This is a genomic window from Reyranella soli (genome assembly GCF_007992495.1).
Taxonomy (GTDB): Bacteria; Pseudomonadota; Alphaproteobacteria; order Reyranellales; family Reyranellaceae; genus Reyranella; species Reyranella soli.
Map to the genome: position 1 here is coordinate 20,830 of NZ_BKAJ01000066.1, position 12,220 is coordinate 33,049.

At 66.8% G+C, this 12,220-nt stretch carries 13 protein-coding genes and 2 riboswitches; of the genes, 12 read left to right on the top strand and 1 reads right to left on the bottom strand.

Annotation, left to right across the window (positions count from 1 at the left end):
* Positions 1 to 2: 2 nt before the first annotated feature.
* Positions 3 to 164: a hypothetical protein gene (locus RSO01_RS47340; protein ID WP_170303159.1), complete on the bottom strand. Its 162-nt coding sequence runs from the start codon at positions 162 to 164 to the stop codon at positions 3 to 5.
* Positions 165 to 306: 142 nt separating this feature from the next.
* Here RSO01_RS47340 and RSO01_RS18270 point away from each other — a divergent pair, with 142 nt between their 5' ends.
* From RSO01_RS18270 to RSO01_RS18325, 12 genes are all read left to right on the top strand, one after another.
* Positions 307 to 987 (top strand): nitrile hydratase subunit alpha, encoded by a 681-nt coding sequence (locus RSO01_RS18270; protein WP_246158534.1) that lies wholly within the window; start codon positions 307 to 309, stop codon positions 985 to 987.
* Positions 971 to 1,588, top strand: coding sequence for a nitrile hydratase subunit beta (gene nthB, locus RSO01_RS18275; RefSeq protein WP_147150578.1), 618 nt, complete (start codon positions 971 to 973; stop codon positions 1,586 to 1,588). Before RSO01_RS18270 ends, nthB begins: the two co-directional genes overlap by 17 nt.
* A gap of 21 nt (positions 1,589 to 1,609) precedes the next feature.
* Positions 1,610 to 2,524: a DUF6925 family protein gene (locus RSO01_RS18280; RefSeq protein WP_373867928.1), complete on the top strand. Its 915-nt coding sequence runs from the start codon at positions 1,610 to 1,612 to the stop codon at positions 2,522 to 2,524.
* A 19-nt stretch (positions 2,525 to 2,543) separates the two neighbouring features.
* Positions 2,544 to 2,742, top strand: a riboswitch (cobalamin riboswitch).
* A gap of 129 nt (positions 2,743 to 2,871) precedes the next feature.
* The gene (locus RSO01_RS18285; RefSeq protein WP_170303160.1) at positions 2,872 to 4,746 is read left to right on the top strand and encodes a TonB-dependent receptor plug domain-containing protein; all 1,875 of its coding nucleotides are present in this window, start codon (positions 2,872 to 2,874) and stop codon (positions 4,744 to 4,746) included.
* A 335-nt stretch (positions 4,747 to 5,081) separates the two neighbouring features.
* The gene (locus RSO01_RS18290; protein ID WP_147150581.1) at positions 5,082 to 5,834 is read left to right on the top strand and encodes a carbon-nitrogen hydrolase family protein; all 753 of its coding nucleotides are present in this window, start codon (positions 5,082 to 5,084) and stop codon (positions 5,832 to 5,834) included.
* A complete protein-coding gene (locus tag RSO01_RS18295; protein WP_147150582.1) occupies positions 5,831 to 6,649 on the top strand; it encodes an ABC transporter substrate-binding protein in 819 nt (272 codons plus the stop codon). Before RSO01_RS18290 ends, RSO01_RS18295 begins: the two co-directional genes overlap by 4 nt.
* Complete coding sequence (locus RSO01_RS18300; protein ID WP_147150583.1) at positions 6,646 to 7,602, top strand: FecCD family ABC transporter permease; 957 nt, start codon at positions 6,646 to 6,648, stop codon at positions 7,600 to 7,602. The genes RSO01_RS18295 and RSO01_RS18300 overlap by 4 nt, the downstream gene beginning before the upstream one ends.
* A complete protein-coding gene (locus RSO01_RS18305) occupies positions 7,599 to 8,378 on the top strand; it encodes an ABC transporter ATP-binding protein (protein ID WP_147150584.1) in 780 nt (259 codons plus the stop codon). Before RSO01_RS18300 ends, RSO01_RS18305 begins: the two co-directional genes overlap by 4 nt.
* A gap of 141 nt (positions 8,379 to 8,519) precedes the next feature.
* Entirely contained in the window at positions 8,520 to 9,116 is a 597-nt protein-coding gene (locus RSO01_RS18310) for a hypothetical protein (protein WP_147150585.1), read from the top strand.
* Positions 9,117 to 9,175: 59 nt separating this feature from the next.
* A riboswitch (cobalamin riboswitch) is annotated at positions 9,176 to 9,377 on the top strand.
* Between the two features lie 79 nt (positions 9,378 to 9,456).
* A complete protein-coding gene (locus RSO01_RS18315) occupies positions 9,457 to 11,250 on the top strand; it encodes a fatty acyl-AMP ligase (protein WP_218037377.1) in 1,794 nt (597 codons plus the stop codon).
* Positions 11,251 to 11,332: 82 nt separating this feature from the next.
* Entirely contained in the window at positions 11,333 to 11,629 is a 297-nt protein-coding gene (locus RSO01_RS18320) for a DUF1244 domain-containing protein (protein WP_092820576.1), read from the top strand.
* Between the two features lie 274 nt (positions 11,630 to 11,903).
* Positions 11,904 to 12,176, top strand: a complete 273-nt coding sequence (locus RSO01_RS18325) for a DUF2312 domain-containing protein (protein ID WP_147150586.1) — start codon at positions 11,904 to 11,906, stop codon at positions 12,174 to 12,176.
* Positions 12,177 to 12,220 lie beyond the last annotated feature (44 nt).

The window sequence follows — 12,220 nt, forward strand, 5'->3', positions numbered from 1 at the left end:
CGCTAGTGGAACAGCTTGTCGATCCGCCTGCGCGCTTCCTCGACCCCGCGGTGAATCTTTTCTTCTTCCGGTGTCGGTGGCCGTATCAGTTTCGTCAACCACACGACGGCAGGCACACCCAATACGATGGTGAAGACCGCGCCGATCACCAAAGCCGTATACATGGGAGCCTCCTGGATGCCGCCATTGCCGGCACCGTCGGTGATCGCCGAGGTAGCAGCATGGTATGATTGAGCATGAAAGCACGCCGTATCCGTCCTGCCCTCGCGGCCCGGCGTGCCGCCGTGCCAACGGACATTTCTCTTGATGGCAGGCGGCGAACCTCGCCATTCTCCACGCAATCTTGCGGAGGGAGTGTCCGGCATGCCCGACAGTCAGACACGAAACGTTACGGCTTCGGTGGAACAGCGCGTCGACGCCATCGAGGCTGCCATGGAGGAACGCGGCCTGAAGGCGGGAGCCTTCATCGAAGACTTCAAGCGCACCGTCGAGGAGGATTGGGTCCCCCAGAACGGCGCGCGCGTCGTCGCCAAGGCCTGGTGCGATCCGGCTTTCAAGCTGCGCTTGCTGTCCAACGGGCGCAGCGCGGTTGCCGAACTTGGCCTGTCCATGCCGCCGCATCACAGGCATCTGGTCGTGCTGGAGAACACGCCGACGCTGCAGAACGTGATCGTATGCACGCTCTGCTCCTGCACGGCGTTCTCCATCATCGGTCTGCCGCCGGACTGGTACAAGGACCTCGAGTATCGGGCGCGTGTGGTGCGTCAATCGCGCACCGTCCTGAAGGAAATGGGTCTCGAGCTCCCGACCTCGATCGACATTCGTGTCTGGGACACCACGGCCGACACCCGCTACATGGTCCTCCCCGTGCAGCCTCCAGAGACCATCGGCTGGCCGGAGGAGAAGCTGGCGGAAATCGTCACCAAGGATTCGATGATCGGCGTCGCTCGCCTCGAAAAGGAATACGCGCATGGACGGCGTTCATGACATGGGCGGCCGACAAGGGTTCGGCCGCGTCCGCCACAGCCTGAAGGCTCTTACTTTCCATGAACCGTGGGAGCGGCGCGTCAATGCGCTGTACTCCCTGGCGGTCAAGCTCGGCGTCTTCAACATGGACGAGTACCGCCATGCCATCGAGCGCATGGAGCCGCGCCACTATCTCTCCGCCAGCTACTACGAACGCTCGCTCACCAGTCTCGCGACCCTTTGCGTCGAGAAAGGCCTGATCTCGAAGGAGGAACTGGAACGCCGCGCCGGCGGTGAGTTTCCGCTTTCGCTGCCAAGTGCGGCAGGTCGCACCAATGCCTCCGATCGACAGCGGTTCAAGCCTGGCGACAAGGTCAGGGTGAAAGTCGAGCACATAACCGGTCACGTCCGCGCGCCCGGCTACATTCGCGGAAAAACCGGTGTCGTCGTCGCCGAGTCTCCGGCCTATCCGTTCCCCGACGCGCACGCCCACGGCATCCATGCGGAGGACGAGCCGACCTACGACGTGCGCTTCAGGGCCGAAGAACTCTGGCCGAATTCCGCCGATCCGGCACAAGTGCATGTTGGCGTGTTCCAGAGCTACCTCGAACGCGTCGACTAGGGCGTGAGGCAAGGCGTGTCCATGCTGCGTGATCTTCTCGTCGACCATATCCGTGATCCCGGTGCGTCCTGGGCGTGCGGCCGCTTCGGCGCAATTGCGGAGTTCCATCGCGATCCCGAGGAGCCGGTCGAGATCGCGACCGGGCAGGCGATCGAGGCCTCGACCAGCCGCGGGGCGATTCGCCTCAACGTGCTGCCGGAACTGCGGCCCGTCGCCTACGAGACGATCAGCTCGTGCATCGAAAGCTGGGGGCAGGGCGTGGCGCTCTGCCTGCCGCGCGAGAGGGCGGCGATGAGCGGCCGCGCCGTCGTGACCGAGCTCGGGCCGGACCGCGACGCCGTGCGACCGCTGGATCGCGACGCCATCCTGTTCGATCTCGGACTGGGCGGCGAGCAGGCCGATATCTGCGTGCGCTCGGCCGATCCGGAAGCCATCGCGCTGCTGCGCGCCGCCTGCGGCGCTCCCTTGCTGCAGAACAATGCGCTGGTGCATCGGCTGCCGGCACTCAGCCCGCATCGCGTGTTCTGCTGCCGCATGGGCCGCATCGAGGTCTATCAGCCGATCCCCGCGCCGGACGGCAAATCACCCGAGGGCCCGCACACGCACGTGCTGCCGCGCCTGCTGGCGCATGGCCGCCTCAATGCCGCGACGGTCCCTGTGCCCGAGGGATGGCTCGCCGGCATGTCGTTGTTTCCGGCGCATCCGCTGCTGCGCGCCGACGGCCAGCCGACGGCGTTCGATGCCGATCGCTATCATGCCTTCCAGTCGTTGATGCAGCAGTTCGGCGATCCCGATTTGGTCGCCGGCAAGCAGGCGGCGTTTACCGGGGCACAGGCCGAGATTGCCGACAGCGACGAGCGGCGTCATGCGCTTGGCTTCCGCATCGGCCAACGTCAACGCAAGTGGCTACAGGAGCCGATTGCGGCAACTTCTTGACGCCGCGATTCGACGCGCTAAGAATATCCGCATCGACGGTCCTCCTTAGCCGGAGGCGAACAGGGAACGCCGTGGCGTCCGCAAGGACCAATCGGCGGCTGTACCCGCAGCTGTAAGCGGCGAGCGACTGCCCATGAGGCCACTGGACGCAAGTCCGGGAAGGCGGGCAGGAGCTAAGACCCGCAAGCCAGAAGACCTGCCGCCGATAGCGTCGCTCTTCCGTGGACGGGATGTTCCAACGGGACGGTCATCCGAGCGGTGACGCGCCTTGTGCGTGTTGCTGTCTGGAGGACCGTCCGATGACGCCGTTCCGTCGATTCCTGCTTGTCTTGTCGCTTCTTTCACCTGTGTCCGCGCTCGCGCAGACCGAACCAGCCGGCACGTTGCCGACCACGGTCGTAACCGCGGATCGCTTCCCGACCGATCCCGACAAGGTCACCTCGAGCTACACCATCGTCCCCCAGGAGGAGATGCAGCGGCGCCAGCTCCGCACCGCGGGCGAGGTGCTGAAGACGGTGCCCGGCATCTCGGTGCAGCAGTCAGGCGGTCCCGGCACGCAGACCTCGGTGTTCGTTCGCGGCTCCAATTCCAACCACGTGCTGGTGCTGATCGACGGCGTCACCGTCAACGATCCTTCGACTCCCAACGGCGCTCCCGACTTCGCGCATTTCCTGACCGAGAACCTCGAGAAGATCGAGATCGTACGCGGCCCCATGAGCACGATGTACGGCAGCCAGGCGATCGGCGGCGTCATCAACATGGTCACCAAGGCCGGCAAGGGACCGATGAACGGCCAGGCTTTCACCGAGCTCGGCACCCGGCTGTGGAGCAACAGCGGCGCCTACGTTCGCGGCAGCGAGGGGCGCTTCAACTACAACCTCACCTTCGCCGGCACGTTCACGCCCAACGACACGCCGGTGCCGGCCCGCTTCACGCCCAACGGCGGCTATGTCGATATCGATCCCTACCGCAACCTCACCTTCGCGGCGCGGCTCGGCTTCGAGATCAACGACAACACCCAGTTCAACTGGTTCGGCCGCTACATCGACACCAAGCTGAACTACGACCAGGTCGGTCAGGAGGACCCCAACGCCAACGGCTACACGTCGCAGTTCTACACGCGCGGCGAGATCGAGGGTAACTACTTCAACGGTCGCTGGAAGCCCGTCGTCGGCGTCAACTACAGCACGATCACCCGGCACGACCTGGACTACGCCAGCCCGCAGGTGCCATTCCCGTTCACTGTCGATGCCTTGTTCAACGGCCGCCGCCTGCAGGGCGACTTCAAGAACCTGGTGACCATCACCGACCAGGTCGAGGTCATCGCCGGCCTCGACTACGACCGGCAGTGGGCCTACAGCAACACACTCAGCTCCGTGGCGCCCGGAACGCTTGCGGCGCTGGCCTGGGGCACGATGTCCCAGACCGGCCTCTACGGTCAGCTCCGCCTCAACCCCTTCGAAGGCTTCAACCTCAATGTCGGCGGGCGTGTCGACTTCAACGACATCTATGGCAGCGTCGGTACGTGGCGCGCCGGTGCGTCCTACCTGTGGGCGCCGACCAACACCAAGGTGAAAGCGTCGTATGGCACAGCGTTCAAGGCGCCGTCGCTGTTCGAGCTCTTCGGCACCGGCGCTTTCTGCGGCGGCAACCGCAACATCCAGCCCGAGTACAGCCGCGGCTACGAGGTCGGCGTCGAGCAAGGCATCTTCGACCGCAAGGTCAAGGCGGGCATCACCTACTTCTTCAACACCTACTCGAACCTCATCCAGTGCCCGCCGCCCTTCACGACGCTGCAGAACGTCGCCAACGCGCAGAGCGAGGGCTTCGAGAGCTTCGTGCAGATCAGCCCACTGAAGTGGTTCGATCTCTACTTCGACTACACGTTCACCATCGCGCGCAACGTCGATGCCAACCAGCCTCTCGTGCGCCGGCCGCAGGACATCTTCAACATTCGTGCCGAGGTAAGGCCGTGGGAGAACACACTGTTCGGCGTAGGCGTGCTGCAGGTCAGCAACCGCACCGACTTCAACGCCACCACGGGCGCGATTATGAACCCGTCGCCCTACACACTGCTGCGCTTCACGGCGCAGTACGACGTGATCCCGGCCGTCCAGCTCTTTGCCCGCGCCGAAAACGTCCTGAACCGTGTCTACGAGGAACCGGAGGGCTTCCAGGCGCCGTATTTCCAGGCCTTCTTCGGTGTGAAGGCGCGATTTTAGGCGATCAATCTCCTCCCCCGTCTTACGGGGGAGGGTAGGGTGGGGGAGAGCTTCAGAGGCGATTTTGAAAATTTCTGATCTGAAACTGTCAGGCATCCCGCCTGTGGCCTTCCCCCTCCACCCGTCTGACGGGCAGGGCTATCGCATATGGCCAATTTTCCCGTCATCCCGCGCGGAGCCGCCCGAAGGGCGGCGCAGTCGAGGGACCTGTTTTGTCGATGCATCAACAAAACAGGTCCCTCCACTTCGCCTCGCTACGCTCGGCTCCGGTCGGGATGACGGAGTTTTGCAGTCATGTGCGATAACCCTGGCCTGACGGGCGAGGTGGAGATGCCATGAGCACTAGCCTGGCGCTGCTTCATCTGGCGCCCCTGCCGGGGGACATCGCTTACAACAAGCTCATGGTTGAGGACGCCGTGCACCGCGCCGCCTCGATGGGCGCGACGTTCGTCGTCAGCCCGGAGCTCGTGGTGAGCGGCTACGGCTTTCGCGACGCCATCGGCACCGACTGGATCGCGCGGGACCAGCCGGCGCTGTTCGCCTGGGCGAGCGATCTCGCGCGACAGGCGTCGGTGTCCCTGCTGCTGGGTACGCCCGAGGCGGATGGGCGGCTGTTCAACAGCCAGATCCTGTTCGCGCGCGACGGCACGAGGATGGGGCATCATCGCAAGATCATGGTGCTCAAGGTCGGTTCGGAATCATGGTCGACGGCGGGCGATCGCAGCACGGTCGTCAGCGTCGACGGAGTCGGACGTACCGGTCTGTTCATCTGCGCCGACATGTATTCCAAGCGGCTGGTCGATGAGACGGCGGCCCAGAGCGTCGACATGCTGGTTTCGTCGGCAGCCTGGGCGCCGGGACAGCATGGCCCCAATGGCGAGTGGGAGAGGGCGTCGCTGGAGACCGGGCGACCGGTGCTGGTGTGCAATCGCACCGGCGCGGACTCCATGGACTTCCGAGGCTCGCAATCGGTCGCTGCCGTCGGCGGCAGGATCGCGTCCTCGCACAGTTCGCCGCAGTCGGCGATCGTCCTGGTCGACTGGCTGCCGCAGGCGCGACAACTCGCGAACTGGCGTGTCGTGCAATGACCGGTTGGATGCGCTGGCTGGTCGCCATTATCTGCCTCGCCGGTTCGCCGGCCTGGGCGCAGGCGCCGCAGCGTGTCGTCACGGTCAACCTCTGCCTCGACCAGATCGCGCTGCGTCTCGCCGCGCCGGGCCAGCTCGTCGGCCTGAGTTACCTGTCGCACGATCCGCGCCTCTCCGTATTGGCTGACCGGGCGCGCGCCATCGCGCCGGTGCGCGCCAAGGTCGAATCGATCCTGGAACTGCGGCCCGACCTCGTGATCCTCGACCGCGATGCGCATGCCAATCTCAAGCGGCTGGTGCGCAAGGCGGGCGTGCCCATCCTCGAAGTGCCGTGGGCGTCATCGCTCGAGGATGCGGAGGGCCTGATCGCTCGCATCGGTGCCGCCCTCGGGCGCGAGGCCGAAAGCCGCGCGATCATCGCCGACATGCAGGAGCAGCGCCGGCAACTCAGCCGACCGGGACCGCCGACGGCGCTTGCCGCCACCCTGCAGGCCAATCGCGGCACGGCGGGCAAGGGAAGCCTGATGGACGAGCTGCTGCACTTGTCGGGCTATCGCAATCTCGCGGCCGAGCTCGGCATCCCGGCCTATGGCCGCCTGGCGCTCGAATCGGTGCTGGCGGGCCGGCCCGATCTGCTGGTGCTGGACGGCAGCGCCAATGCCAATCCGGCGCGGGCCACGGAGTTCGTCGACCACAACGCACTGCTGGCGCTGGCGGGCAGCACGCGGCTGGTGTCGATCCCGCTGAAGTACACGGTCTGCGCCGGGCCGGAGAACATCGAGGCCTTGAAGCTGTTGCGCGAGACGCGGCGATGAACCGCTGGCTCATTGCCCTCGTGCTGGTGCTCTACCTGATCTCGCTGGCTGTCGGTCCGGCGCTGTGGCCCTGGCGGCTGGGCAACGAGGTCGGCTGGGCGATCGTCTGGGAGCTGCGCGTGCCGCGCGCCACCCTCGGTCTGTTGATCGGCGGCGTGCTCGGCCTCAGCGGCGCCATCCTGCAGGGCTGGCTGCGCAATCCGCTGGCCGAGCCCGGCGTGATCGGCGTGTCGGCCTGTGCGAGCTTCGCTGCGGTCTGCGCTTTCTACAGCGGGCTGGCGGCGGCCTTCACCTTGGCCCTGCCGCTCGCCGGCATCGCCGGTGCGGCGATCGCGGTGGCACTGCTGATGACGGCGGTGCGCGCCGGCACCGGTACGGTGTCGCTGCTGCTGATGGGCGTGGCGATCAATGCCATCGCCGCGGCGATGATCGCGCTGGTGCTGGCCTCGTCGCCCAATCCGTTCGCCTATCAGGAGATCTCGCTGTGGCTCGCCGGTTCGATCACCGATCGCGACCTGCGCTACCTCGCGATCTCGACGCCGTTCATGGTCGCGGGCGCACTGCTGGTGCTGGGCGCGGGACGCTGGCTCGACGCGCTGTCGCTGGGCGAGGACGCCGCGCGCAGCCTGGGCGTCGACACTGGCCGGCTCGGCCTGCGGCTGACCTTGGGCGTCGGCCTGATGGTCGGCGCGGCGACGTCGGTGGCGGGCGTGATCGGCTTCGTCGGCCTGGTGGCGCCGCATCTCGTGCGCGCCCGGGTCGGCTACAAGCCGGGCGCCACGTTGGTGCCGTCGATGCTGGCAGGAGCGGCGCTGGTGCTCGCGGCCGATATCCTTGTGCGCCTGCTGCCGACCGCCTTCGAACTGCAGCTCGGCGTGTTCACCTCGCTGGTCGGCGCGCCCTTCCTGGTCTACGTGGTGCGCCGCTCGCGCTCGGCCTGGTTGGCGACATGAGCACGCTCGCCGCTCGTGCGCTCGTCTGCCGCAGAGGGACGCGCACCGTCCTCGAGTCCATCGACGTCGCCTTTGTCGCCGATCAGGTGACGGCGATCGTCGGCCCCAACGGATCAGGCAAGACCACGCTGCTGCGCCATCTCGCCGGGCTCGACCGTCCGGCGGCAGGCCGGGTCGAACTCGACGGCATACCGACCGGCGGGCTCGGCGCCGGCGTTCGCGCCCGGCGCATTGCCTATCTGCCGCAAGGGGCGTCGGCCTACTGGCCGCTGTTCGGCCGCGATCTCGTGGCCCTGGGGCGATTGCCGCATGGCGCCAACCTCGAGCGGCCGTTGGCTGCGCAGGATGCCGAGGCGGTCGAGCGCGCCCTGCGTCGAGTCGACGGGTTGGCGTTCGCGGATCGCACCATCGACGCGCTGTCGCAGGGTGAGCGTGCGCGCATGATGCTGGCGCGCGCCCTTGCCACCGAGGCCGACGTCCTGCTGGCCGACGAGCCGGTGGCGAGCCTCGATCCGGCTTATGCGCTGGACGCCACGGCGGTGCTGCGGGCCGAGGCGGCGCGCGGTGGCTGCGTGGTGGTGAGCCTGCACGACCTCGGGCTTGCCGCCCGGTTCGCCGATCGCGTCATCGTCCTGGCGAACGGCAGGGTTGCAGCCGACGGGCCGCCCGACGAGGCCCTGCGGCCCGCCGTCATCGACGCCGCCTACGGCGTCGGCTTCCGCACCGTCGTCCTCGACGGCGTGACGCAACCGGTAGCGTGGTCCCGAGGGCCCTGAGCCATAGGCTCCGTGGGAAACGACACAGACGACACAATTTTCACGCCCCACGATACGGCCAAGACACCCACAGGGCGTACAGCAACTCTCGTCGACGGGCGGCGTTACGCTCTCCCACCTCATCGGCAAACCGGTGCATCCATGGCTCATCTGCTCGGCCGTCCCTTGACGCTCCTCGCTGGCCTGATCGGCTTCACGGGTCCCGCCATGGCGGGCGCTGCTGGCTGGAGCCTGGAAGCGAACGTCCGCGACCCCAGCTACGCCATGGCCGAGCCCACGAGCACCAATCTCAACATCGATGTCGTCGTGCTGTCGTGCGAGCAAGGGCCAGAGCGGCGCGGGCTGCAGCTCCGCCTTTATCTGTCGGATGCAGGGCCGCTTGCGCCGAAAGTCGCCACGACGGCTTTGAAGGACGATCCCAGGGTGGAACTGGTCGTCGATGGGGTGAGCCGGCCTGCCGAGCTGCTGTTTGCCGACAATTTCGTCGTCGTGGCCGATAGCGCCGACGGCACCATGCCGCTGTTGTCGGATGCCTTCCTCGACAAGTTGCAGTCGGGCCGCCGGCTGGAGCTCAAGTTCGATCTTGTGCAGGAGCCGCGTGACCAGGCGCCGTCGTTCGACGCCAGCGCCGTGGTCGACCTGCAGGCCGGCGTGGGCAGCCGGGCAGTAGCGGCCGTCAGGCATTGCGCCGACGGGTCGACGCAGCATCTGGCCGAGACGCCGCGCCCCTCGCGCTGACGTCGACGCGCTGACGTCGACAGAGGGGCAGCGTGCTTGACCGCACGCTGCGCTCCCACTAACGGTAACGCATCGACGGTCCTCCTTAGCCGGAGGCGAACAGGGAATGCCGTACCGCCCCCTGAGGGCTAATCGGCAGCTGTACCCGCAGCTGTAAGCGGCGAGCGAACGCCCATACGTCACTGGACCTCACGGTCTGGGAAGACGGGCAGGAGCAGAGACCCGTAAGCCAGAAGACCTGCCGGCGATAGCGTCGCTCTTCCGATGGACGGGATGATCCAACGGGACGGTCAACCGAGCGGTGACGCGCACAGTGCGGAACCGTTTGGGAGATCGTCAGATGACGTCGATCCGTGCACGCTCGCGTGCGCTCTATTCAAAGCCAAAGTCTGTCGACGACGAATCGAGCAGGCTGCAACGTTACATCTCGGCCCTGCAGGTGAATCCGGGTCGCGGGTCGGCCGACCTGATGCCGACGCCGACGCGCAATTCCGGGCTGCCGTTCCGCCGCGGCGGCTTCCGCAGCCTGTGCGAGGCCCTCGACTATGCCGCCCACGGCGAGACCGGGCTCAACTTCTTCGACGCGCGCGGTCGGATGATCGGGCGCTTGCCCTATGCCGACCTGCGCACCAGAGCCCAGCGCTTTGCGCGCTGCCTGATCGGCGCGGGCATCGCCCGCGGTGAGCGGCTGGTCATCGTTGCCGACACCTGGCCCGGCTTCTGCGTCGCCTTCTTCGGCGCGCAGTATGCCGGCGTGCTGCCCGTGCCGGTCGCGGTGCCCGTCGGCCTCGGCGCCAAGCAAAGCTACATCCGCCAGCTTCGGCGACAGATCCTCGCCGCCGGCGCGATCGCCGTCGTGGCGCCCGACGATCTGGCCGAGTTCGCGGTAACCGCAGCCGAAGGGACATGGGCGCGCTTCGCCGGGCCGATGTCGCTCTTCGAGGCGATGCCGGAAGCGGCGGGCGAGCTGCGCCCGTTCGGCGCCGGCGATCGCTGCTATATCCAATATTCGTCCGGCAGCACGCGCGAGCCGCTGGGAGTCGATATCCGCCAGGACCAGCTCATGGCGAACATCGACGGTTCGATCGCGCGCCAGCAGCTCGACGCCGACGACAGCGGCGTGAGCTGGCTGCCGCTCTATCACGACATGGGATTGATCGGCTTCGTGCTGGCGCCGATGTGCGCCCAGCGCAGCGTCGATCTTTTGGCGCCGCGCGACTTCGCGCGCCGGCCGATGCAGTGGCTGTCGTTGATCTCGCGCCGTCGCGCCACCGTGACCTACAGCCCGACCTTTGGCTACGACCTCGTCGCACGGCGCGCCCGCCAGCAGCTGCCGGAGGGCATCGACCTGTCCTGCCTGAAGCTCGCCGGCATCGGCGCTGACATGATCCAGCCCGCCGTGCTGCGCCGATTCGCCGACGCCTTCGCCATCTGCGGTTTCGACAGCCGTGCGTTCATGCCGAGTTACGGCATGGCCGAGGTCTGCGTCGGGTTGAGTTTCGGCCGCCGCTTCAGCGGTTTTCGCACCGACCTGCGCGACGGCCGCGAGTTCGTGTCCTGCGGCCAGGCGATGGACGGCCATCGCCTGCAGATCCGCGGCGACAGCGGCTTTGCCCTGGGCGAGGGGAGCATCGGGCGGATCTTCGCTGAGGGCCCGAGCGTCATGCCGGGCTACTTCCTGAAGACCGAGGAGACCGCGCAGGTCCTCAAGGACGGATGGCTCGACACCGGCGATCTCGGCTACTGGCGCGACGGCGAGCTGGTGGTGACCGGCCGCGCCAAGGACCTCATCATCGTCAACGGCCGGAACATCTGGGCGCAGGACATCGAATGGGCGGTGGAGGGGCTGCCGCGCCTGCGACGCGGCGATGCCTGCGCCTTCTCGGTGAGCGCCGAGGAGCGCGAGGAGGTTGTCGTGCTGGTGCAGGGCGAGCCCCCCGACGCTGCCGACCAGGACGAACTGGTCGCGCGCGTGCATCAGGTCGTGCGCGAATCGGCAGCAGTCGATTGCCGGGTGGTGCTGATCGCGCGACGGCCGGGATTGCCCCTGACCTCGTCGGGAAAGCTCAGTCGCGTCCGGGCACGGGCGAACTATCTCGCAGGTCTTGGGGCGGGACTGGCCGACGGCCAGTGACCGGCGCGGCCGGTGGATTATACTACCGGCCGACCCTATATCCCGGACACACCGCCCCGCGCAGTGTCCCCAGGAGACCGCCATGGACGACAAGACCCGCACCGAACTCGAAGCCGCCGCCTTTCGGCGCCTGGTCGCGCATCTGCAGGAGCGCACCGACGTGCAGAATATCGACCTGATGAACCTGGCCGGCTTCTGCCGCAACTGCCTGTCGCGCTGGTATCGCGAGGAGGCGGGCAAGCAGGGCATCGAGATCGCCGATCCCAAGGCGCGCGAGATCGTCTACGGCATGCCGTACGACGAGTGGAAGGCCAAGCACCAGAAGGAAGCCTCGGGCGACCAGAAGAAGGCCTTCGACAAGGCGCACAAGCACGGGTGATTTCTGCTTCGTGAGACCGTCCTCTCATCTCCTCCCCCGTCATACGGGGGAGGGTAGGGAGGGGGATGGCCGCACGCATGGTGCTTGAGAATATCAGATCTGAAACTTGAGTCGCTTCGACTGGGGCTCGCCCCCTCCCGTACCCTCCCCCGATGACGGGGGAGGGATCTGAAGCATCTCCCCCGTTATCCCCATCATTCATCGCTGAAGTGTCATTGAGCCCGGAGGCCTTGCGCTCCTATGGTCCGGCCGACGTGATCAAGGAGTGTTGGACATGCCCGATGGCAGCGCCGTTTCGAAGAAGACCAAGGCCGGGCCGATCTCGGCTGATCGCCTGAAGAGCTTCGTCGAGCGCATCGAGAAGCTCGAGGAGGAGCGCAAGGCGATCGGCAGCGACATCAAGGACGTCTACAGTGAGGCCAAGGGCGTGGGCTACGACGTCAAGACCATGCGGAAGATCGTTTCGCTGCGCTCGATGGACGCTGCCGATCGCGCCGAGCAGGAGACGCTGCTCGACACTTATAAGCACGCGCTGGGCATGGTCTGAGCCTCCTACGCTCCTGCGGAGCTACGGAGGCTGAGCCCTCCGTG